Below are 21,136 nucleotides of genomic sequence, written 5' to 3'. Positions count from 1 at the left end.
GTATTCGTGTTGTTCATTGGGCAGGTTGGTAGATGGGGGTGGTGGGTTCGTATTTGTCAACGGTTTTCTTGGTCACCAGGATGCGTCCATCCGACGGAAGCTTCTTCAGTTCATAGGTTTGCCATGAAAAATTGGCCAGATAGCGGCTGTGGGCCTCTCCGACGATCCATTCCCGGCGTTCCCAGCGAACCAGCAGCTTGACCACCGCCCGGTTGTCCTTGATCTCAATGCGTTCCCAGTTCACGACCTCGTGAACTTCATCGAAGGCCCACTTGAGGATGTTCTCGTACCAAGCCCGGAGAGCGGCGTGGCCGTGTTGGATATCGGGCAGATTCGGATAACGGAACTCGATGTTATCATCAGCGAAAGCAAGCAATTCCGCAGTTGGACGGTGTTCGTTGGTGGTGGCGAACCAGCCAAGAATGACGTTTTGCACCTGTTGTTCCGTGAGGACGCCCGGTGATGCGTGGAGCCGCGAGGCGGTGCAAAATAAACAAACAGCTACGAGAATCAGATGCAACGGACGCCTGGTCATATCTTTCTTTTTCATGGATCGTATCCCTTTGGGGTTGGTTGGTCAGGAAAGCGTGGGACGGTCCCGCCGACGGGCCAAGGTAAGAATGTTGACCGCTTCGACGCGGTCAAGTCGGGCCACGTCCGTAACTTTACGAAGCAAAAACCATCCCAGCCCGCCAACTTGACGCTGGTCGAGGGGGGATCTGGTGTCGGCCAACGGCAGTGAGTCGGGATCGAATTGTGGCCCGTCATCCTCGAAACGAATGACCAAGGCCTCTTCATTCCATCCGTAGCAGACGGTGAAGGTGCGGGCCATGTCTTCGCCAAGGGCGTATTGGATGATATTGGTGGCGGCTTCGCAGACGCCCAAAGCCATTTCCCGGACAGCCGCTTCGGACATGCCGCCGGCTCTGGCGGCTTGTTGCACCGCAGCGACGACGGTTTCAATTTCCGTCAGGGCTGCGGGAACGACGACAACGGTGGGAGGAGCGAGGGGGCGAGCCAACAGCAGCGTAATGTCGTCGAATCGATCCCCGGCGGGTTGCCAGTCACAGACCGCCTCGATGACGGCCGAGGTCCGGACCTCAAGGGACGTTGTGGAAGGCGTGGTGAAAATGTGCTCAAGACGGGCATCGCCAAATTGTTCTGCTTGGAGATCGGGAGCTTCAGTAATGCCATCGGTGTAGACGAGTAACTCGTCACCTTGGCAAAACAGCAATTCCTGACATTCATAAGCGATGCCGGGTATGGGGCCGATGGCTGGGCCGCTTTGGTGGTCCAAGCGTTCCAAAACACCATTTTTGCGTTTTATAAGGGGCGGGTTGTGGCCTGCGTTGACCCATTCAAGGCGGGATGCGGCGGGAGTCCAGACCGCGAAGAACAGGGTTATGAACATCATCTCGGTGTTTGAGCGGGCGAGTTGTGCGTTGACATGGGTGATAACCTCGCCGGGGGTGCAGGAGTGCGCCGCACTCCGCAACAACTGCCCTGCGCGTGCCGCAAACAGTGCCGCCGAGACGCCTTTGCCCGAGACGTCGCCCACTGCGAAGGCGAGGCGACCGCCGGGAAGGGGGAAATAGTCGTAGAAGTCTCCTCCGATTTCCTGGGCAGGCAAGGTGCGGGCAAAAATGTCGCAGCCAGGCATAAAAATGGTTTCCGGCAGGGAGGCCTGCTGGATTCGCCGGGCCAGGTCCATCTCGGTGGCATTGCGTTGTTGCGTCCGCGCCATTTCTTCGGCGCGAGCGAAGGCTGTTTCCAGTTCCCTGGCCATACTGTTGAAGGCCTCAATGATGTCGGCGGTTTCATCGTGGGAGACGCCTGGGGGCAGGATTGTCCCCAGATTCCCCGCCCGCAGATGCGACACGCCTTCGCGGAGGATGTCCAGGTTTCGGGTGGCAAGGCCGGCGGTCCAGCGCAAGAGCAGGGCCATTCCCAGCATGGCAAGCACGCCTAATCCGATGATGCCGGCGGCCAGCCTGTGCCAGCCGCCTTCCAGGTCACGCACGGGAATGGCCAGGACAAACTTCAGCCCAGTATGGGGAAAGTTGTCAAAAACAAAACAGGTTGACTCGCCATTGATGGGATTGGCGGCAACAAACCATCCGCTTGGTTTCTCAGGATCATAGAGAAGGTCCAGGCCGGCGAGAAGGGTTGGTCGTTCCTCGGTTTTGGCGGCAAAGGCTTCTCGCTCCGTCACGCCCAGTCCGGGTTCCTTGATGGAGGCCAGGGCGATGCGGCGGTTTGCGTCAACAACAAAAACCATGTGTCGGATTGGTGTTGTCCGCAAAGCAATAGCGTCACGGATCACCGGAGTGGGGATATCGATGCCCACCAAGCCGACCAGGGTTTCCTCTTGGACTTTTGCCTGAACAACCGGGGCCACCACCGTCATGACGCTTTTCTCCGGCGATTCGGGCGGGCGATGGGGATGCGACCAGAAGCCATCGGCATATTCCGAGGGTTTCTTCTCAAGCGCCTCGCCAGACCATGCCTGGGCAGGACTGAGCGGGTCCTCCAATTGGGACGTGATGACCCCTTGTTCGAAAGCGTGCTCTCCCACTCGTCGGATGTAGAAACCTGGCATGCCTGGGGGAGTCAGAGCGTTGCCCTGGAAGAAAAGCACTCGAAGCGTTTCGGCTTTGGGGAGTTGGTCCATGCCATATCGAAGAAACCAAAACCAATTCTCATAGGTCTTGGGCGGCCATTGTTCCAACACGTCGGCGAGGCTCACGGCGTGCTGGCGTATGGCCCGCAGTTCGCTGTCCCCCTGCGTCAACATGGTCTCAAAGTGTTCACGGGCGATGCTTACTTGCCTCTCGAAAAGCAACGTCCTGGAGAGAATGATGATGGGCGGGGCGATGAGGATAAAAATAAGTCCCGCGCACCCAAGGGCCAGAACCGCAAACCGTGTTTTGAGAGACCGTGGCAGTTTGCGTTCTATGTTCATGAGTGCACGGGACTGTTTGTAAAAGTCTACCAGCCGTACCGTGTAAGACCCTGGTTAAGTACTTCAACCAGCTTCTCTCCACAAAGGGTCGAGTCAAAGGTGGTGCGGGCGGTGATGATCGGATAATCCACGATGACCGAAGTACGTTTGCCGATGTTGGCGATAAATTGCCCATCCGGTCCTACGGCATCCTTGAGGATGTACTCAAGCTGATAGGGCGCTCCGGGAAAAATGTGATCGATTTTGATGTATCCGTGGCCGTCATTGTAATCGTGGACGACGGGATGGCCTGTCACGCGTTTGCCGAAAACCACGCTTCGGTCCGTGATTTCGTCGCGGGTAAACGCGATGGCGGCCACACCATAGCAAATGCCGGCAACGGGCTTGTCCTGCTTGAGAAAAAGGCGAATCAAATCCTGCACGCGCTTGTTGTTGGCCACATCAAGGATCGGCCCGCTACCGCCGACAATGACGAGGGCATCATATTTGCGGATTTCCTCGTCGGCTTTGTCGAGGGCGTCGTAGTAGGCATGAAGATCGTCCAGGTAGGTGGAGGAACTCAGATAGGGCTTGCCGGGCAGCCAGGCCGAGAGGTTGATGGGCTTGTTAAGGCGGGTGGAATTTTCCAGGGCAGCCACTTTGGCGGCCATCTCCGGGGTTGTCACTTTCTTGCCCAACGGGGGGTCCACGTAATTCGTATCCATGCTGGGAGGCAGAGCAAGGGGTTTGCCGCCTTTCGGCGTGGCAAAATCCACCTTGTAGCCGGCGGCCTCGAGGATTTCATAAGGAGCAACGAGTTCCTCCCCCCAGTAGCCGAACTCTGACGCCACAAAAAGAACGCGTTTGTTTCTGGTGGGTTTTTCCGCCGCCTGGACGGCGATGACGGCAAAGACGAGAAAACTGATGGCTGTGGCCGCTGCGAAAACGGCGGGCGTCTTTTTCATGTTGGTTTTCTCCTTTGTCTTTTTGCAACTATAAGTGTTTGACAAGCTCGACGTGGTAGGCCCCGGTGATGGTGTCGGCCCGGAAACGATAAATGCCGTCGCGGGGACAGTCATAACGCATGGGCGGGGGGTTGCCGTGGGTGGCGAGGCGGGCATAGCCGTCGTAGGGATAATCCACCAGCGGGATAGCCCAGCCCAAGCGATTGGCCGAGTATTTATACGAGTAGGCGCGCCCCCCTGTGAGGCGAATGTCTTTTGTAAAAATGCCGGGTGATTCCATGGTCATATCGTGCATGGGGTCAAAAGCGTTCCAGCCGCCAGATCCGTCGGAAGCGTACACCTCGAAGTCGCCGCTGAGTTGCAGGTTTTCGATCTTGGTCAGGGGAACAACCTCGGGGGTGATGTCAAAGACGCCGTTCGTTGGATGCAAGGTGACGGTATGAGGGCCGTTGGATTTGACGCGGAATACGATGTTTGTTGCCTGGGGGGCCGAGTGCCAAGTGCGTCCCCATTCGCCACCCATGCCGATGCTGTCGAGAGCCCAATCGCCATCAATGGAGAAATTCATCGAGTACAGTCCTCGTCCGTCCCACCCGCCTTCGGTGGAGAGGTCAAGAACCTTGGTCCATCGACCATCGGTCTCGCGTTTCATCGAATGCGCGGGATGCTTGGGATTCCAGGGCTCGGGAACCACATTGCCTGCGACATCGAACTCTTGGAGTTGGAAAAACTTGACCGGAGGCGATATTTCAAAACGGTACTCCTCCGGCCATACCGTCATGCGGTAGTTTTGTTCGCGTGAGACCTGGAAAACGATGGCCGTCTCGAAAGCATGGCCGACACGGCTGTCGTATCCGTTGCCGCCAGCCAACTGTCCAGGCTTTCCAAGGATCGCGGCATACCCCCAGTCGGAAATATTGTTGGCCGAAAGAAGGCACTGATAGACACCGTTTTTTTCGTGTCCTCCAGTGGCGGAGAGGCGCAAGTCAATAACCCACGAACCATCCGGGCGACGAGTGAATTCATGGGAGGGCACCCATTCATCCCATATTTCTGCCGGGCGGGTTCGTCGTCCGTCGTCGCATTCGACCAAGCCCTGGCGATCATGGACGAATCCATTAATTTGCAATGACCGGACAGCATCAATTTCCTCAACTGGTGGAGAAATGCTGTAACCATGCTTGGCGGGATCGAAGGTGATGGTGTAAACACCGTCGGCTGGAATCCGAAAGTGGATGTTCCCCGCCTGGGTTGAATCAGGGCCTGAGACCAGTTTTCCCGCTGCCGGGCCGCGCTTGAACGTGTCCCGAAGTTCGCGTCCTTTGACGAAGCGCATGGAATAAATGCCGTCGCGGTTGCGTCCCCCCGAGGTATGCAGGTTGAGTTTTGCAACGAATGTTCCGTCGCTTTGCAACTGCATGTCATTGGAGGAATGAAAAGGATTCCATGCCGTGCGCGTATCATGGATTGTGCCAATGATCTGCGCCGTTGGGATATCCGCAGCGTGCAGATGCAGCGCGACAAAGAGCAGCAGCAGGGCTAAGGGCAGGTGTTTCATGTTTCCAGCAGCCGAAAGGCTTCCTCCGTGTTCTGGGCTTGCGGGAAATACGGAGCAAACCCCGATATTGTCAGCATATCCCGCATGGTTTGGTCCATCCCGCACAAGACGATACGACCTTCAAGCGATCCAGCCAGTTGGGAGAGCACCAACAGCATCCGCAGTCCGCTGCTGGCCAAGTAGGAAACAGCGGAAAAATCCAATGCTAAGAACTTCTGCCCGCAGCGTAGCTTGTCGCAAAGCTGCTGTTGGAGACCGGGCGTGGTGGAGGCATCCAGCTTGCCTTGGAGGGCGATAAGCAGGCAATCGTTGCGGACGGTTTCTTGGAGCGGTTTTGATCCAGACATGCATGACCCTTTCTTACGTCACTTTATCCCAAGTTGCGCCCTGTCTTGTCAAGCCTGCGGATTGGTTTTAGCAGGAGAAAAAGAGCGCAGGCAATGGTAGTATTGAAAACAGTATGGCAATGAACTGAAATTCCGGAGCGGTAATGCTCTTTTGATGGCGGGTTGCCGTTGGCTGCGTCGTTGTTCAGGGCTGCCCGCCAGGGCTTCCCATCGCCTCCATGACCAAAGTGCGACGGACGGGGTCCGCCAGGGCTTCGGCATGGTCTCTTGGGGTAAGTCCGTTGAAATCTTCGAGGTCATCGCGAGAGCCGTGGAGCCGGGCCCAGCGGATGGTTTCCAAATATCCCGAGGGGTCGGCCGCAGTGCCTGCGCGTACGACGGCATCATGCAGGGTGGTGTACCCGTTCACGGCAGGAACTTCGTTGAGCGCGGCTTTCAGTCGATGCGGCTCAAGACTTGCGGCCATTTCGCGCAAGGAGGTGACGTGCCCGAAAGCTGCGGCGCGTGTGATGGACTGGGTGCCCATCGGATGTTTTTCCTTTTGCAGCGGATCAGCTCCCCGGGCGAGAAGACTTTTAACGAGGAGCGTCCGAAAGCTCCTGGCATTTTCAGGATGGGGTTCGGCGTTGCCGCCGGTCACGGCAATCACGAGAAGCGGTTGCCGCAGGTCTCCTGCCAGGCGGTTCACTTGGCAGGCGTCAAGCAATTGCTGCAGACGCATCAATAACTCCTCGGGCGGAGTGCCTTGGCGTCCAGCCTCGACAAGGGCCATGGCAATGGCCGACGCGGCAGCATCGACGGCAGCCTGGGCGGCTTCTTCTCCGGAGGCCGGATGCTCACGAATTCGGGCCAGATTGTCGGCATAGTCCTTGGCCACGGCCTCCTCAGCAGGAGGCCTCGTCTCCAACAGGCCGATCAACTCGCTGTTGCCAAATTGCCTGGCCAAGGCGAGAGCCGAAAGACCACGCAGCGTGGTGGCCGCAGTGTCGGCCCCCCGATCAAGCAGCATTTTTGTCAGCGCCGTCCGATTGTAAAAAACAGCCTGAAGAAGCGGCGTGTGGCCGTTGACAGGGAGTTTTTCCTCCAGATCGCCCGGGCGGGCATCGAGCAAAAGAGCCACGGAAGCCACATCCCCAGATTGGGCGGCCAGATGCACCGCAAGGGCCTGCGAGGGGGCAAAGCGAACTCCCGGATCAGACGGGTGGCCTGGATGCTTGAGCAAGAGCGCCACCATGTCGGCCCGGCCCCTGGCCGCCGCCGCCAGCAACGGAGTCCAGCCGTCGTCATCGGCCTGGTTGGGGTCGCTCGATCCATGCTCCAGCCAAGCGTTCAAGGCGTCCAGGTCGCCAAGACGGACAAGTCTTGTGCCCGACGTCGTGTGCTCGGCGGGGGCCGGGCTGGCGACCGAGAGGCCCAACAGCAGCGGCGCCAACCAGAGCCAGGACAATCTTTTCATGGGACGCCTTGGGTCCGGGTTTCCAACACCTGATGCCACTCGGTCAGGAGGTGGGAGACAAGCTTGCGTCGAGCCGGGTCCAACATAGCGCAGCCCATAAGGATGGCATCCGCTACACGTTCTGAGAAGTCGGGCAAATACGGCACAAGACCGGCTCGCAACCGTTCTGTATTATCGGGATCGGCAAGGATGTTGAAAATTTCGTGCAACGTTTTCGCCGCCGTGGCATCCGTCTGTTCAAGGCTTAACGCCAAAGCGAGAACGCGCACGGCGGGATCGTGTGAACCCATGATATGGCTGGGGAGTTGTATCGCAGGCATTGGCCCGCTGCCATGAAGGGTCGCCAAAGCAAGCTCATGGGCATCTGTTCCGGCTGCGACATCTTCCAGCACAAGGGCAAGCACTTGTGTTGCTTGTTCCCGGGTCGTTTCCTCGCGCAGCAAAACCCGTGCGGCCCAGGCCCGCACCAGTGGGGCTGGATCGGACAGCAAGGGAGCCAGAAGTGGGCGATGGTCCCAGTTCGTCCTCCCGACGGCTTCAACGGCATGAGCGCGGATACGAGGATCCGTATGGCCAAGCCACTTGTCGGCTAACGAACGGGCTTCCCCGGCGCAATGCCCTGCCAGAAGAGCTTGGAAGGCTGCGGCTCGCACCTGGGGCTCTGGATCAGATTCAAGCAGCCGGTCAATCTCGGTTTGGGCAGGCCCGGGGATGCCGGCGGGGAACCGGGCCAGGGATCGCACAGCCGCCAAGCGAACCCGATAGTTCTCGTCGTGGACGGATTGGAGGAGGCCGGCCAAGGCATACTGGTCGCGGCTTCCTCCTCTGGTGCGGGCGACACTGGCGCGAATCTCAGGATCTTGGCTTGTTGCCGCAAGATCGAGGAGTTCAGCAGCCCGTTGGCTTCCAGGCTCCTCCAGGCTTTCAATCGCATCCAAGACTGTCCGGCGCTCATTGGATTTCATGTTGTTTTCTAGCAGGCTGAAATAGCTTTCCCTGGCGCTGAGCACGAAGAAAATCCAGGCCACAGTAAGAACCATGCCGGACAAGGTGACGGGATCATTCCATCCTGTTTCAAGACGGTGATCGAAAAAGAAGTGCAAGCCAAGGATGAGGAGTCCGCCGAAAACCCCGCCGAGGGGATTGATCACCCCGTCAAGCAGGCCTCGCATCCGCCCGCGTAAATTGGAAGGGATGGCATTGAGGGCGAGTTGATAGGAATTGCCCTGGACGGTCATCCCTACCATGTCCCATGCGTAGCGCAGCACCAAGCCTGGCCAGAAGGTGAAGGATGCTCCAACCAGGGCAAACCCTCCCAGGGCCGTCGCAGGAAGGGCCAGGAAACCTCGGCCGACACCGATCCGGCGAATTAAATACGCGCTGCAAAAAAATTGCACCACAAGGCCGCTGGCATTGATGAGCATTCCATAAATTCCGTAGTATCCTGCCAGAGACGCCTCATCGGTGAATGTGTTGTTCATGATTCTGGTGTATTGGAAGTCCGCTATGGAGCCAACGATCCAGAAAAGCAAGGCGACGACGCCAAGGGTTCTGGCCATCCTGGAGGAAAGGAAAAAACGTACCCCTTCGCCGAGACGTTCAGAGTGGGCTTTCTTGGCAAGATGATTTGGCCGCAAGCCTCGTAATTCCCCGCCGAAACGCGCCCGTACGAACAAGGTCATCGGGATGATGGCCAGAATGGCAAATGCCCAAAGCACTATCAGGTTCGCAGTGCCGAAGCGTTCGGCCAGGAAGTGTATCGAAGCGCCCCCGGCGATGCCGCCTATCGTTCCCGCCGTGCCCAGCATTGGATAAATCCTACGGCCTTGTGAAGGGCGCAGGAGATCGTTGACAATGGTCCACACCTGTGTGCCGAGGGTCGCGTTGCCGACTCCCTGGGCAAAAAAAACAGCCGCGAAAAAGAGCGCCAGTGAAGGCGTGGCGTTGGGCTCGGCATCGGGTCGGGCGGTGACCAATAAGCGTGAAGCCAACAGAGCCAGTCCGGTCAGGCCGCAAAACCAGATCAGCAGGCGATCCCTCCGAACCGCGTCGGCGAAGGAAAGATAAATCGAGCTGCCGACTACTCCGAGCAAACTGATGCCAATGTATGTGTATGGCAGATATTCTATGCCCAAACGCTTGACCAGCATCGAATGCACGGCGCTCCAGCCGATCGCATAGCCCACTGCAAGAAGGGCGAGCATGGCCCACAGCACCCCAAATCGTGGCCACTCATCATGTTCTAGATTGATCAATTTCATAATTCAGAAAGAGTATATTGGCCACTATGGGAGAGGTGCCAAGGTAACGGTAAGCAATTCAGGTTGCTGCCATTGGGGCAAGACAACTGTGAAGGCCTTGGCGTCAAAGTTTGTCCATGGCTTGCCTCCCAGCGTAACGCTGGCAATGCCCACGCGACCTGGAGGGAGGGATATCGGTTGCACTTGAAATGTCTTTCCTCCTGCTTCCAGACAGGGGGCAAAGTGCAGGACCACAGGGCGTTTTTTGAGCAGCAGATTCGTATAAAGATGGGCGAAATAGGTGAGTTCCATGTTGTGGTAGCCACTTTTGGAATGGCTTCCCTTGTCACCCCGATCGCCGAGCAAGTATGGCGTGCCGTCGGCTTGCACATCGAAGAAGACATCTCCGTCATCGCGATCCAAGAAGGCCATGTTGTAAAAAGCGGCTCCAGCCCGGGCCGACGCAAGGTATTTCTGGTCGCCGGTCTCGGCGTGGAGGATGTAGTTTGCGAGAATTCCCTGCTCCTGCTGCCACCAAGCCTTGCGGTCATGCCAAGTCAGTTCGTATCGTCCCGTTTCTGGATCAGGGAGCCGCTCTATGACATCATACCAACCGCCGCGGCGACCATCTTGCCCAAAAAGCAGCATCTGATCCCCGCACTCTTGGGCCACTTTCAAGAACTGACGGTCTCCGGTGAGGTGGTAAAGTCTCGTGAGGCACCAGGCTATCTTGAGATTGTGGCCGATTACACCGCGATTTTGCTGCCAAGCGTAGCCGTGATCCGGCGTCCAGTCCGCAAAAAAACGCTCATTCACAAAAGGGCTTTTCGGATCGGGAAAATGGGTTGCGATCAACGCGCCCAGTTGCTGCAGTCGTTTCAAAAACTGAGGATCTCGGGTGCCAAGGTAGAGATTTTCCAAATAGGCCGGCAGATGATCGCCCACGGAATTCCAATTCTTTCGGTTTGCATTTTGGCCGGATGCATCTTCAGGCTTTAGCGTGCCTGGGTGTACATGGGAGAAGTAACCTTGTTTTAAAGGATTGTCCTTCGCGGCATCCCAGTAGGTGTCGTCCATGAACTTCACGGTCTTCACAATGTCTGACAAAACGTTTGGGTCGCCCGTTGCTCGGTAGTACTGGGTGAGCCCCGCCAGGCAATAAATTTGCTCGTAGAGGGGGATGGTGCCGGCGTCTTCGTTGAAAAGCGAAGGAAGGATCGCCTTTCCGCACCGGGGTGACGATCATTTTGATACACGCAACAGAAGCTGGACAAAGGCCGGGAAGCCGCGCAGGGCCTAGCTTGTGGGGCTTCGGAAGCTGAAAACCAAAATGAAAGATTTTGATACGGAATAGCACGAAAATGGCAGGATTTTGCGCGGATTTTGATACGAAAATGCCTGGGAACGGATCGAGTTTCCCGCTCTTTTGAGTCTCTCTACCTCCAATATATATCTTCTCTATTGCTTCCCAGTGCTATTCGTAAAATCCCTAGGTAATTGACCTAGATAGTCTTCAGCGTATGCAACAAAAGCGAAACGGCAGAATCTACTTCTCTTTAATTTCGTGTCTTTTCCAAAAAAGTTAGAAAACCACGCAACAACATCTTTGCTTGTTGGTGTCAACTTGAATTTTCTAAATATTTCTCGCTCTCGCTTGTTTAACTCTTCATCCGCCGGAATCATAACTATTATTTTATTCCAAGAGTCTAAGCCATCTTTCTCTATAGTTTTTATTCTAATACTCAAATATTCCAACAAAACATAACCCATTGCCTCGGGCCATCCCCCAAAAGAAGCATACTTTGCATCAATCGGTATTGCGAAAGCATCTTTTATTCTGATGTAATCGATGCAACTCTTATATCTAAAAGAGCCAGTTTTATACATATTTTCTATATCATCACGTAGTTTATTTATTTGCGCCAGCAATTCTCTGTTATCTGAAATAGTTGACGTCGGAGGAAGCTTTAAAACTTCTTCGTCTGTCTCTTGATCCGTTTCTCGAGCTGTCTCAACATCGTCTATATCAATCATGATGCGCTCCTGTCGGCCACTCACACTTGCTAAGCTGTTGGTGTCGATGCCATCAAGCAATAGCCAGCCAGCGTCAACGCCAGTAATAGCACAGATTTTGGAAAGGACGTCGGAATTAGGCAAAGACAGTCCGGTTTCATAATTCCGAAGGGTATTTGCATTTATCCCTATCTTGGCAGCAAAGCTTGTCCTCGACTCTTTTCCGCGCAGGGTCACAATCTTTTCAGCGATCTTCATGCAATCCTTCCGTCCTAAAAGCGTTGCATACCCGTATTACCGTTAACCGTTGAGTATTTCAGGAAAAAGCAAATTTTCCTATTTTCAGAACTGTTGCGTTAATTTTTAATTGACCATTTCCACTTTTTGGGCAAATCTATGCCCAGTCACTTTGTGACCCGGCATGAATTGACCATACCTGCCTCTCGGGAGCGGGTCAACGTCCTCGTAGCGGCAAGGATTGGACGGCAAATGGGATTTTCGGTGGATGGCGAATTATGAGCAGAGAAATCCAGCTCTCCCTTCTCACTCATGGCGATGCCCAGGCCAAACTGGCTGGGTTCAACGCCACCATCAAGGTCGCCATGCAACACGCCTTATCTGAGGCCCGGCCAATCCTTTCGCGCGAGCAGGTTCTTGACCGCATGAACGGCATTGCCGCCTCGGCCGGGGTCAAGCTCACTGTTGGCAACTCCCGGGGCCTCTCGCTGCCTACTCTGGACAAATGGCTAAATCCTGCGGATCGTGAGCATTTACCGTCGATCCTGGCCCTTCACATCTTCTGCTTGGCCGTAGGTAATCTGGCTCCATTTTGCCTAATTCTTGGCTTGCATGGTTGCGAGTTAATGACGCCAGAGGACAAACGCCTGCGCAATTATGGCCTTGCCTGTATTGAGTCGAAGCAAAAAAGGAAAGTCCTTAGAAGGCTTGAAGAGGAGATAGAACATGGGACTTCGCATGGCCTCAGGTAAACTTAGACAGTCCTTTCGCATCTATGAATGGCTTGATAGCCACAAGATTAGCGTTACTTCTATTGCAGAGTCCATAGCAATTACCCCCTCTATGGTTTCGCATACGATTCGTGGCAGAAAGAACAATAGGCGTGTGCTGAAGAAGCTCGTCGATTTGGGATGCCCGCAAGAATTTCTGAGCCTTCCAATTGATCTTGAAAAACAAGTGGCAGCCTAACTTGCCGGGCACTTCTTATGCTTGAGACGCTCTCAACAGCAGACCTGATGTACCTCCTGAAGGCTGTCAGGTCCTCAATCCTCCGCCGCGCGGAAAGTGAGGGCTGGCAATCCCGCCCCCGCGCCGGCCAGGGCGGGGGGAAGGCCTGGATCATTGCGTCCATGCCGAAAGACACCCGGCATGCTATCGGGGAGGCGCTCATAAGCAAGCCCTTCCCGCAGGAGTCCGCACCCGCACCAGCTGTCGTCAGTGATGCCCCGGCTCTTTCTGCTTCGACTTGTCCCGCCACCCTCCGTGCCGATCCCGTAATTCAAGACCTCGCCAATACCGGCCACCTCACGGAGAAGCAACGGACCATCATGACCGCCCGCAAGGGCATCTTGAACGAAGTCTACCGACTGGCCACGGTGATGACCAAGCGTAACGCCATCCTGGCTCTTGAAAAGGGCTGGCGCGAGGGAACGCTTGACGAGGGCATCCGGCAAAAGGCCCTTGCGGCCAACGACAAGGTGGGCGGCAAAGCGGATCGCGGGTTGTCTTACCCCACGATCTACAGATGGCTGAAGGCATTTGAAAAGGGCGGCGAACTCGCCCTGGCTCCCAAGCATCCCGGCCCGGACAAGCATGTGCCGGAATGGTTTTTAGCCTTCCTTCCCTTCTACCAAAAGCCGCAAAATCCCAAAATTTCTGAAGCATACCGGGAGTTCCAGAGGGCTTGGCTCGGGTCAATGCCCTCGGAGTCCCAGATTCGGCGCATGTTGGAGAAGATGTCCGTGCCGGATCGGGAGCGAGGTCGCAAAACCGGCAACGCCTATCTCAAGCTCCTACCCCACAAGCGACGCGATGCCTCTATGTACCTTCCTGGGTACATTTATACGGCAGATGGGACGACCTTCGACGCTGAAATACTGAACCCCCTAACCGGCAAGCCCTTCAAGCCCGAAGTAACGTTCGTCCTGGATGTGGTCACGCGGCTTTGCGTGGGTGTGTCCGTGGGATTGAGCGAAAGCGCTCTTGTCGTCTTGGATGCTTTGCGCATGGCCTGCCTGTTCGCCGGCATTCCCGCCATGTTCTACACGGACAATGGATCGGGATATAAAAACCAGCTGATGACCGCCAAGGGGACTGGCATAATGGACCGACTGGGCATCACGCTAAAGCATTCAATTCCCGGCCGTCCGCAAGGCAAAGGCTTGATGGAACGAGGTGTTCAAACAATTTGTGACCCGTTGTCCAAAATGTTTGCTACCTGCACACACGCTGACATGGATCATGACGCTCAAAAGAAGGTCTTCAAGAAAACCAGAAAGGATATAGACCAGAATAGTTCGTCGCCTTTAATGGCGAAATGGGAGCAATTTAAGTGCCTGCTCCTGGCAAGAATTGAGGAATATAACAATACTCCACACAAGGGATTAAAGAAAATATTTGATCCAATGTCAGGAAGGTCGCGTCACCCTTCTCCAAACGAAGCTTGGAAATCTTTCTGCAATGAAGGATGGGAGCCGCGCCGTGTGCCTGAAGAACTCCGCGACGAACTTTTTATGCCGGCAGAACGTAGAAAAGTTCTCAATGGAGAGGTCGGTATATTCAACCATCGGTATTTTTCTAATGAATTGAAAGATTTCCACGAAAAATGGGTAGAGGTGCGGTATAACATATGGGATTCGTCAGAAGTCTATATCTGGACAGAATCCGGGCAGCGTATTTGTACCGCCACATTGGACGGAAATGTCATTCCATATCAGCCGCCAAGCACCGTTGCTGTGGCCATTGAGAAGCGTGATAAAAAGCGATTAGGTTGCCTTGAAAAGAGAGCACAGTCTATTATTCCAGGAGCAACAATCCAGTTGCCGGAGACACTTCCTATTTGCACGATGATGGCCGACTCCATCACACAGCCCCAGCCTGAACCTTTGGTTGCGCACCCCGCCGTTAAACAATCCGCCGAGACTGCGTCGCAAGACCCTGCCCGGCGTCCGCTTTTTGGGGACCCCGATGCTCGCTACATGTGGCTGATGGACAACCAGGAACGCTGGACGTCAGAGGATCATCCCTGGGTTGAGAAATACGTTCAGTCCGAGCGCTACAGGGAACTGCGCGACCATTATCTGTACCACGGCATAGCCTGGGGAGAATCACTCCCCCAGGCTGCGGCGAAATAACAACAACAGATGGAGCTTGTATGCGCATGAAGTTTGTCAAGACGGAAAACTACGTCCGTTTCACCCAAGCTGCCCGCGCCGTTGAGCAACGGGGGGCGGCCGAAGCCGGCATGATGCTGGTGTATGGCCTGCCCGGGAACGGCAAAAGCCATGTGGTAAGCAATTGGGCCACAAAGGTTGGCGCGCTCTACCTCCGGGCCAATGTGGACTGGACGCCTCGCTATTTCCTCATGGAGCTGGCCAAGGTCGCGGGCATTGAGCCTTACGGGACCTCGCGCGACCTCTTCACCGTGCTGCGCGACCGTTTGGCGGGAAGCCTCACGCCCCTGGTCATCGACGAAGCCGAATTCACCTTGCCCAACAACGCCGCCGTGCTGGAGAAAATCCGCGACTTCTCCGACCGCTCCGAAATGACCGTGGTGCTTGTCGGCATGGAGCGGATCAGGAGCAAGGTTGCTCGTTACCAGCAGATTTTCAGCCGCATTGCCCAAGTGGTGGAGTTCAAGCCCGCTTCGCCGGTTGATGTTGGCCATGTGTGCGACGAGCTGGCGGAAATCGAGATGACGCCGGCCCTCAAGCTCGAAGTGCACCGGATTTCCGGCGGGCGCATGCGGGAGGTGCTCAACATCATCGCCACCATTGAGCGCATCGCGGAAACCAACGGCCTCACGCAGGTGGACGTGCCTCAGCTTGAGGGGACGGTCCTTTCCTACAACTGGGAGACCTGCTCGCCTCGGTCGGTGCGCCGCTCGGCCAGAAGCACGGCGGGAGTGCACTAAAATGGCTTGGCGCGGACTTTCCGTCCTGGCCGCTCTCCAGGACGGGCCGAAGCTCACGCGGCAGCTCGCGGCCGTCCTGGAAATGTCCAGTGCCAAAACTCACGCTAATTTGATCACCCTGGTAGCGCGGGGCCTCGTGAGGTCTCGGGAAGGCTGCCACCAGCTCACAAGGGAAGGGCTGGAAATCCTGGCCGCCGGCCAGGAAGTGAAGTCAGGTCCCGGCATGGGCAAGGCCGTCACTCATCACCGGTCCACGCTCCGGGCGCAGGCATGGCGAGCCATGCGCATCAGGGAGGTCTTCAGCCTCAATGATTTGATGTTGCTCCTTTGCGATGGGGAAGAAAAGGACGCGGCCAGCAACTTAGGGGGCTACATCCGCGCCCTGGCCGCCGCCGGGTATCTCGCCTCAATGAGACGGCAACATGATGGACGCCACGGCGAACGGTGGCGGCTGACCCTTGCCGGGAACACCGGGCCGGACGCTCCAGCCTGGAATAAGGCGCGCGGCTTGGTCATTGATCAAAACACAGGGAAAACGTTCGCAATTGGCCAGAGGCGTTTCGCAGCGAAGCGATAGCATCTTGCAACTTGAGAAGCAGGGGGAGGAAATGGAAACGGAACAAAACAACACACTGCCTTTGGATCATGTAGGGGACATCTCGGACATTATTTTTGGTTTACAATTTCTGGAAGAAGTTCTTGATGCTGAAGCCATCCTCTCGAGGACTGGACACCTCGGAATGAGTGTAGTCGTCAAGCAGTCTTATCAGCGTCTTGAACGTGCGAGAGATTATCTTTTGGACTATTTTACCCAACGGGAACAAGCGTCGCTCCGTATTAATAACAATGTGCATGGTTCCGCTTCCCGTTTGGAAGGCCTGACAGGGACAGACTGTTAGTCAAACAATCAACCGGACGTTCAAAACGGGCAAATAAGCATCGGAAGGCGACTTCCCGATGTCGTCCCCGCGAGAGTGGGCTTTCGTCGAATCTGCGCGAATCTAACGGACCTCTAACGCTATGCGGGCAGCACGGCGGACGGCGGCAAAACAACAAACGGAACGGAGGAGCACATGAAGTCTGACAAAATGCTGGAAGCCTGCACCCCGGAGGCGCTCCAGAAGGCCATGGACGAAAAGGAGGAGCACGAAAAGAAGATCGCGGCGGCGCAAGCGGAGAAAGCCGGGCTTCAGCGCTCCCTGGTCGAGGCGCGGGAGAAGCTCGCGGCCTTGGACGCCAAGGAACAGGCCGTGAAGACCCTGCGCCTGGAACGTCAGGACGCCATCGCCAAGGGGCGGGATTACGCGGACGTCACGGCCAGGATCGAAGCGGGCGAACAGGAGTTGCACGACTTGGCCAGGGGCCGCAGCCTTCTGGAAGACCAGGAAGCGGCCTACCTGACCGCCATTCAGGCTTGCGAAGCCCAACTGGCGGCCCTGGCCACGGACCTGGAAGAATACGAAGCGGAGGTCGTGCGCGTCAAATCTGGCGTGCTGGCCAATGCTTACAACAACGCCGCCCAGGATATGGCGGGCATCGTGCGGGAGCTGCGCGGCGTCTGCTTCAAGAATGGCAGCTACGCCTTCGACGGTTCCCCCAGGCCGCACGGCGGTTATTGGGGGGACGGCTCCCTGGCCAGAATCCCCATGTTGCGGATGGACTGGAAGGACGTTCCCATTGAGGACGCGTACTTCTTCAGGAGCTAAGCGCCAGTTCCCAGGCTGATGCGAAACCGCCCAACGCGGGCGGTCGTCGGATGGTGGTTCATCCGGCTTGACAAGCAGCCACAGCAACAACGGGAGAACATCATGGCGACCGTTCTTGAAATGCCCAAGGCGCTAGGGGAATTGAAGGCTCGCCGCATGCAGCGCAATGCCATCAAAAACCAGACACCAGAAGAACACAAGGCAAAGCAAGTTGAGGAGGCCCGGAGGTCACTGCTGGCCAAGGTCCACATAGCTCGCAAACAGCTTGGACTTGCCCCTGATGAATATCAATCGATACTCGAATGTCGTTTCGAAGTTGCATCATCAGCAGAACTGGACGTCCTCGCCCTGCACAAGCTGGTGGCTTATTTTAAGTCACTCGGCTGGAAACCTGGTCGCGGTCCCGGCACTCGCGCCCGTCAAAAGGCTCCCCACACCATAGAGCATGACGAGACAGGACAGGGCCGTGAACGATACATGGCTAAGATTGAAGCACTTCTTGCCGACATTGGCCGCCTGGAGGGGCGCTTCATGCCATGGACCTACGCGTCAGGCATTTTAAAGCGTCAAACCGGACTGGATAGGCTGGAATACGCTACACGCGGGCAACTCCAGGCCGTTATCAGCGTTCTCGACAAACGCTTGGCCACTTTAACAAAGAAAATGGCTTCGGCGACATAGCCTTACCCCTTCTTTTGCCTGCTCTGCCAACCAACTGAATCCCTTCATCTCGCGCAATATAGGGCGGTGAGGCTATCTGTTTCGCATGAGTCAACGCGAAGCGCTTCACCGCCCTGCCTGTAAGGCCTGCGACGTCATGTCCGAACTTGTGCACCATATCGGATATGAATCGACCATTCGACTTGTCAAAAGCTTTGGCGGAACAACGATGCGGTTTCCAAACGGAAAGTCCGCATGGCCTCAAAACATTGAAGCAGTTCTCGGAAAGGAAGTCACCGAGAAGCTGATATGGGCTTTTGGCGGAAGCGAACTGTATATTCCGATGGGACGCAAGGAGGCCTTGCTTCATCGGAATGTCTCCATCTGTCTTGAGTATGAAGAATTACTTCGCACCACAATAGGGGCGCAAGAAGCCGTCAAACTCCTTGCTCGACGGCATAATTTTTCGGATCGCCACATCTGGTCGATTCTCAAGGGCACGGACCCGGGGGTTGTTACGGCTGAAAGGCGAAGACGCCGGGTTGTTGGTCAGGATTCAGAGAGCGCCTCCAGAGCGCCAAACGGGGCCGTGTCCTTGAAAACCAATCAGGAGTAGAACGTGGAACATCATCCCGGCCAATTTACGGCCTCGCTGGCCATCCAGCTTCCCGAGGACCCCAAGGCGTTGCCCACGGGCTACAACGTCCAACTCTTCCCGGAAGGCCAATTCGCGGCGAGCGACGGCCGGCCCGGCAATATCCAGGGCTGTGAAACGAAAGTCTGGTTCATGGACGCCTCTATCGCCCCGGACATCATTGCGGATGTGGACGCGCGCGAGGCCCGCCCCGTCGTGGACTACGAACACCAAAGCCTCCGCTCGCGTGAAAACGGTCAACCCGCCCCGGCGGCGGGCTGGATTCAGGCCCTTGCCTACTTTCCCGGCCAGGGCCTTTTCGCCAAGGCCACCTGGACCGAACGCGCCCGGACCTGCATCGCCTCCGGCGAATACCGCTATATCAGCCCCTTTTTCGAGTTCGACAACAAAACCGGAGCGGTCCGGCGCTTCATCAATGCCGGGCTCACCAACACCCCCGCCCTTGACGGCCTCATGGCCGTGGCCGCCTCCCTGGACCTGGACGGGAACACCCCGGCCCCGATCCTGGTCAAGGCCGCCATCGCCGAGGGCATTTTGCCCAAGGCCCTGGAAGGATGGGCCGTGGACCTGGGAACGCAGCATCCCCAAAAGCTGCGGGCCTTCCTGGGCAAACTTCGTCCCGGCTCGTCGTCTTCCCCCACTGGCGCACCTCGGGTCGCTCTGTCGGATGCTGACCGCGAGGCCGCGCGGCTTCTTGGCCGGACGGAAGCCGAATTCCTGGAAGGCAAGCGCCTCGTCGCCTTGACGGAAAATCCCACTTGCGTGGTCGCCTTATCCGACGCGGAAAAGGAAGCGGCCAGACTCTTGGGCCTGACCGAAGTGGAATACCTCGCCGGGAAGGAGGCGCTGTAGATGGCTCTTATCACCCCGGGCCTTCTGGACGCGTTGTGCGTCGGCTTTCGCGGCGAATTCAATCGCGAGTTCGAGAAGACGCCCACGGCATGGGACAAGGTGGCCACGCGGCTCTCTTCAACCTCCAAAGCCAATATTTACGGTTGGCTCGGGCAATTTCCGCAGTTCCGGGAGTGGATGGGCGAACGCGTCGTGCGGGACATGAAGGCGCACGCCTACAGCATCACCAACAAGAAATACGAGTCCACCGTTTCCGTGAGCCGGGTGGACATCGAAGACGACCAAGTCGGCGTTTACAAGCCCATTTTCGGGGAGATGGGCCGCGCGGCCAAGGTCTTCCCCGACGAGCTGGTTTTCGGCCTGCTCTCCCAGGGCGGCGCGCTTTCCTGCTACGACGGGCAGAACTATTTCGACACGGAACACCCCGTTTATCCGAACGTGGACGGCACGGGCGCGCCGGCCTTGGTCTCCAATTGCGCCGCCGGTACCGATCCCGCATGGTATCTTCTCGACGACTCGCGGACGATCAAGCCCGTGATCTTCCAGGAAAGGACCAAGCCCGAACTGACGGCCTTGACCGATACCCGCGACGAAGCCGTGTTCATGAAGGATGAATACCGCTTCGGCATCCGCTACCGCTGCAACGCCGGCTTCGCCTTCTGGCAGATGGCCTTTTGCTCCCGCCTGCCGCTTAATTCCGAGAACTTCAATGCGGCCTACGGGGCCATGGCGTCCTACAAGGCGGACGGCGGCCGTCCCCTCGGCATCCGGCCCACGCTCCTGGTGGTTCCGCCCACGCTCCGGGTCAAGGCGCATGAAGTGGTCCTGGCCGACCGTCTGGCCAACGGCGGCGACAACCCCAACAAGGGCCTGTGCGAGCTGCTCGTCACGCCCTGGCTGGGCTAGGAGGCTTCATGGACACCCGCATCGTCCGCGTCCGTTCGTTACGGGGAGGGCACTACCGAGGGGGCCGCCACTTCGGCGCGGCTCCCCAGGACATCGAGGCCCGAACCCTTTCCCGCAAGCAGCTCGCCGCGCTTCAGGACGATCCCGACCTTTCCGTTGAGATCGTCCAGGACGGCGAAGCCGCTGCAACTGACAACCCGGCGGCTTAACCGCTGCCGACAAAGGAGAAAATCATGGTCACGGTCGAAGGAACGCTGCATTACGGCTACACGGATTCCGAAGGCAACCTGCATACCCGGTTCGAGATGCGTATGCCGACGCTCGACGACATGGAATGGGCCATCGAACAGGCCCCCGAGAAAGCCTGTACGGCCCGGCTGTCCCGTTACGTCTGGTCGCGGACCCTGACCCGCCTGGGAGAACTCACGGCGGAACAGATCACCCCGGAACTGCTCGCCGGCCTGCACTACAGCGAATACAGCGTCCTGGAGTCCGCCGAGGGCGAACTTCAGGGAAAGCTCAAGCCCGCGAACGTCGCTTAAGGGACTACAGGTTCCTTGAAGCGATGCTCGCGGGCCGTTCCCTGACTCTGGCCGAGGTCCGCGCCATGACCCTTCCCGAAATCAAGGCGTTTGTGGACATTCTGACGGGCAAGGTTTCCCCGTCTTCCCGAGGGCGCCGTATCGT

22 protein-coding genes and 1 other RNA gene are annotated in these 21,136 nt (G+C 57.0%); 14 read left to right on the top strand and 9 right to left on the bottom strand.

The window, feature by feature from the left end; genetic code table 11:
- Positions 1-13 precede the first annotated feature (13 nt).
- The 9 genes from C3Y92_RS14240 to C3Y92_RS14200 all read right to left on the bottom strand — a co-directional run bounded on the left by C3Y92_RS14240 (position 14) and on the right by C3Y92_RS14200 (position 11,778).
- Positions 14-550, bottom strand: a complete 537-nt coding sequence (locus C3Y92_RS14240) for a nuclear transport factor 2-like protein (protein WP_129353617.1) — start codon at positions 548-550, stop codon at positions 14-16.
- A 27-nt stretch (positions 551-577) separates the two neighbouring features.
- Complete coding sequence (locus C3Y92_RS14235) at positions 578-2,962, bottom strand: ATP-binding SpoIIE family protein phosphatase (RefSeq protein ID WP_129353615.1); 2,385 nt, start codon at positions 2,960-2,962, stop codon at positions 578-580.
- 26 nt (positions 2,963-2,988) lie between these two features.
- Positions 2,989-3,906 (bottom strand): type 1 glutamine amidotransferase domain-containing protein, encoded by a 918-nt coding sequence (locus tag C3Y92_RS14230; protein ID WP_129353613.1) that lies wholly within the window; start codon positions 3,904-3,906, stop codon positions 2,989-2,991.
- Between the two features lie 28 nt (positions 3,907-3,934).
- The gene (locus tag C3Y92_RS14225; protein WP_129353611.1) at positions 3,935-5,464 is read right to left on the bottom strand and encodes a hypothetical protein; all 1,530 of its coding nucleotides are present in this window, start codon (positions 5,462-5,464) and stop codon (positions 3,935-3,937) included.
- The gene (locus tag C3Y92_RS14220; RefSeq protein ID WP_129353609.1) at positions 5,461-5,811 is read right to left on the bottom strand and encodes an STAS domain-containing protein; all 351 of its coding nucleotides are present in this window, start codon (positions 5,809-5,811) and stop codon (positions 5,461-5,463) included. Before C3Y92_RS14220 ends, C3Y92_RS14225 begins: the two co-directional genes overlap by 4 nt.
- 184 nt (positions 5,812-5,995) lie before the next feature.
- The gene (locus C3Y92_RS14215) at positions 5,996-7,267 is read right to left on the bottom strand and encodes an ankyrin repeat domain-containing protein (RefSeq protein WP_129353607.1); all 1,272 of its coding nucleotides are present in this window, start codon (positions 7,265-7,267) and stop codon (positions 5,996-5,998) included.
- A complete protein-coding gene (locus tag C3Y92_RS14210; protein WP_165352117.1) occupies positions 7,264-9,471 on the bottom strand; it encodes an MFS transporter in 2,208 nt (735 codons plus the stop codon). Before C3Y92_RS14210 ends, C3Y92_RS14215 begins: the two co-directional genes overlap by 4 nt.
- Before the next feature lie 81 nt (positions 9,472-9,552).
- On the bottom strand, positions 9,553-10,584 hold the full coding sequence (locus C3Y92_RS14205; protein ID WP_328591049.1) for an AGE family epimerase/isomerase: 1,032 nt from the start codon (positions 10,582-10,584) through the stop codon (positions 9,553-9,555).
- Positions 10,585-10,965: 381 nt separating this feature from the next.
- Positions 10,966-11,778, bottom strand: coding sequence for a helix-turn-helix domain-containing protein (locus tag C3Y92_RS14200; protein ID WP_129353601.1), 813 nt, complete (start codon positions 11,776-11,778; stop codon positions 10,966-10,968).
- A gap of 257 nt (positions 11,779-12,035) precedes the next feature.
- Here C3Y92_RS14200 and C3Y92_RS14195 point away from each other — a divergent pair, with 257 nt between their 5' ends.
- From C3Y92_RS14195 to C3Y92_RS14130, 14 genes are all read left to right on the top strand, one after another.
- Entirely contained in the window at positions 12,036-12,509 is a 474-nt protein-coding gene (locus C3Y92_RS14195; RefSeq protein WP_129353599.1) for a hypothetical protein, read from the top strand.
- Entirely contained in the window at positions 12,484-12,726 is a 243-nt protein-coding gene (locus C3Y92_RS14190) for a hypothetical protein (RefSeq protein ID WP_129353597.1), read from the top strand. Before C3Y92_RS14195 ends, C3Y92_RS14190 begins: the two co-directional genes overlap by 26 nt.
- Before the next feature lie 17 nt (positions 12,727-12,743).
- Positions 12,744-14,891, top strand: a complete 2,148-nt coding sequence (locus C3Y92_RS14185; RefSeq protein ID WP_129353595.1) for a Mu transposase C-terminal domain-containing protein — start codon at positions 12,744-12,746, stop codon at positions 14,889-14,891.
- A gap of 20 nt (positions 14,892-14,911) precedes the next feature.
- Positions 14,912-15,670 (top strand): AAA family ATPase, encoded by a 759-nt coding sequence (locus C3Y92_RS14180; RefSeq protein WP_129353593.1) that lies wholly within the window; start codon positions 14,912-14,914, stop codon positions 15,668-15,670.
- A gap of 1 nt (position 15,671) precedes the next feature.
- The gene (locus C3Y92_RS14175; RefSeq protein WP_129353591.1) at positions 15,672-16,247 is read left to right on the top strand and encodes a helix-turn-helix domain-containing protein; all 576 of its coding nucleotides are present in this window, start codon (positions 15,672-15,674) and stop codon (positions 16,245-16,247) included.
- A 31-nt stretch (positions 16,248-16,278) separates the two neighbouring features.
- Positions 16,279-16,569 carry a hypothetical protein gene (locus tag C3Y92_RS14170; protein ID WP_129353589.1) on the top strand — a complete coding sequence of 97 codons (291 nt, stop codon included), beginning with the start codon at positions 16,279-16,281 and terminating at the stop codon, positions 16,567-16,569.
- 174 nt (positions 16,570-16,743) lie between these two features.
- Positions 16,744-17,376 (top strand): coiled-coil domain-containing protein, encoded by a 633-nt coding sequence (locus C3Y92_RS14165; protein WP_129353587.1) that lies wholly within the window; start codon positions 16,744-16,746, stop codon positions 17,374-17,376.
- A gap of 18 nt (positions 17,377-17,394) precedes the next feature.
- Positions 17,395-17,460: hammerhead ribozyme type II (locus C3Y92_RS14160), an RNA gene on the top strand.
- Positions 17,461-17,478: 18 nt separating this feature from the next.
- Entirely contained in the window at positions 17,479-18,057 is a 579-nt protein-coding gene (locus C3Y92_RS14155) for a regulatory protein GemA (protein ID WP_129353585.1), read from the top strand.
- Between the two features lie 136 nt (positions 18,058-18,193).
- Complete coding sequence (locus C3Y92_RS14150; RefSeq protein WP_165352116.1) at positions 18,194-18,652, top strand: Mor transcription activator family protein; 459 nt, start codon at positions 18,194-18,196, stop codon at positions 18,650-18,652.
- A 3-nt stretch (positions 18,653-18,655) separates the two neighbouring features.
- Positions 18,656-19,543, top strand: a complete 888-nt coding sequence (locus tag C3Y92_RS14145; protein ID WP_129353581.1) for a phage protease — start codon at positions 18,656-18,658, stop codon at positions 19,541-19,543.
- A complete protein-coding gene (locus C3Y92_RS14140; RefSeq protein WP_129353579.1) occupies positions 19,544-20,449 on the top strand; it encodes a Mu-like prophage major head subunit gpT family protein in 906 nt (301 codons plus the stop codon).
- 8 nt (positions 20,450-20,457) lie between these two features.
- Positions 20,458-20,658, top strand: a complete 201-nt coding sequence (locus C3Y92_RS14135; protein WP_129353577.1) for a hypothetical protein — start codon at positions 20,458-20,460, stop codon at positions 20,656-20,658.
- A gap of 24 nt (positions 20,659-20,682) precedes the next feature.
- The gene (locus C3Y92_RS14130; RefSeq protein ID WP_129353575.1) at positions 20,683-20,991 is read left to right on the top strand and encodes a hypothetical protein; all 309 of its coding nucleotides are present in this window, start codon (positions 20,683-20,685) and stop codon (positions 20,989-20,991) included.
- The last annotated feature ends 145 nt before the right edge of the window (positions 20,992-21,136 follow it).

Source organism: Solidesulfovibrio carbinolicus (genome assembly GCF_004135975.1).
Lineage (GTDB): Bacteria > Desulfobacterota > Desulfovibrionia > Desulfovibrionales > Desulfovibrionaceae > Solidesulfovibrio > Solidesulfovibrio carbinolicus.
Note: the sequence above shows the minus strand (reverse complement) of the source record. Positions and strands in the feature narration are given on the sequence as shown.

Bases quoted from the DNA above. Each gene is read 5' to 3' on its own strand.
- C3Y92_RS14165 (WP_129353587.1), top strand. From the start codon at position 16,744: ATGAAGTCTGACAAAATGCTGGAAGCCTGCACCCCGGAGGCGCTCCAG.
- C3Y92_RS14230 (WP_129353613.1), bottom strand. From the start codon at position 3,906: ATGAAAAAGACGCCCGCCGTTTTCGCAGCGGCCACAGCCATCAGTTTT.
- C3Y92_RS14180 (WP_129353593.1), top strand. From the start codon at position 14,912: ATGCGCATGAAGTTTGTCAAGACGGAAAACTACGTCCGTTTCACCCAA.
- C3Y92_RS14135 (WP_129353577.1), top strand. From the start codon at position 20,458: ATGGACACCCGCATCGTCCGCGTCCGTTCGTTACGGGGAGGGCACTAC.
- C3Y92_RS14240 (WP_129353617.1), bottom strand. From the start codon at position 550: ATGAAAAAGAAAGATATGACCAGGCGTCCGTTGCATCTGATTCTCGTA.
- C3Y92_RS14220 (WP_129353609.1), bottom strand. From the start codon at position 5,811: ATGTCTGGATCAAAACCGCTCCAAGAAACCGTCCGCAACGATTGCCTG.
- C3Y92_RS14225 (WP_129353611.1), bottom strand. From the start codon at position 5,464: ATGAAACACCTGCCCTTAGCCCTGCTGCTGCTCTTTGTCGCGCTGCAT.
- C3Y92_RS14150 (WP_165352116.1), top strand. From the start codon at position 18,194: ATGTCCGAACTTGTGCACCATATCGGATATGAATCGACCATTCGACTT.
- C3Y92_RS14140 (WP_129353579.1), top strand. From the start codon at position 19,544: ATGGCTCTTATCACCCCGGGCCTTCTGGACGCGTTGTGCGTCGGCTTT.
- C3Y92_RS14190 (WP_129353597.1), top strand. From the start codon at position 12,484: ATGGGACTTCGCATGGCCTCAGGTAAACTTAGACAGTCCTTTCGCATC.
- C3Y92_RS14235 (WP_129353615.1), bottom strand. From the start codon at position 2,962: ATGAACATAGAACGCAAACTGCCACGGTCTCTCAAAACACGGTTTGCG.
- C3Y92_RS14130 (WP_129353575.1), top strand. From the start codon at position 20,683: ATGGTCACGGTCGAAGGAACGCTGCATTACGGCTACACGGATTCCGAA.
- C3Y92_RS14175 (WP_129353591.1), top strand. From the start codon at position 15,672: ATGGCTTGGCGCGGACTTTCCGTCCTGGCCGCTCTCCAGGACGGGCCG.
- C3Y92_RS14200 (WP_129353601.1), bottom strand. From the start codon at position 11,778: ATGAAGATCGCTGAAAAGATTGTGACCCTGCGCGGAAAAGAGTCGAGG.
- C3Y92_RS14170 (WP_129353589.1), top strand. From the start codon at position 16,279: ATGGAAACGGAACAAAACAACACACTGCCTTTGGATCATGTAGGGGAC.
- C3Y92_RS14215 (WP_129353607.1), bottom strand. From the start codon at position 7,267: ATGAAAAGATTGTCCTGGCTCTGGTTGGCGCCGCTGCTGTTGGGCCTC.
- C3Y92_RS14195 (WP_129353599.1), top strand. From the start codon at position 12,036: ATGAGCAGAGAAATCCAGCTCTCCCTTCTCACTCATGGCGATGCCCAG.
- C3Y92_RS14205 (WP_328591049.1), bottom strand. From the start codon at position 10,584: ATGGACGACACCTACTGGGATGCCGCGAAGGACAATCCTTTAAAACAA.
- C3Y92_RS14185 (WP_129353595.1), top strand. From the start codon at position 12,744: ATGCTTGAGACGCTCTCAACAGCAGACCTGATGTACCTCCTGAAGGCT.
- C3Y92_RS14210 (WP_165352117.1), bottom strand. From the start codon at position 9,471: ATGCTCGCCCTTCTTGCAGTGGGCTATGCGATCGGCTGGAGCGCCGTG.
- C3Y92_RS14155 (WP_129353585.1), top strand. From the start codon at position 17,479: ATGGCGACCGTTCTTGAAATGCCCAAGGCGCTAGGGGAATTGAAGGCT.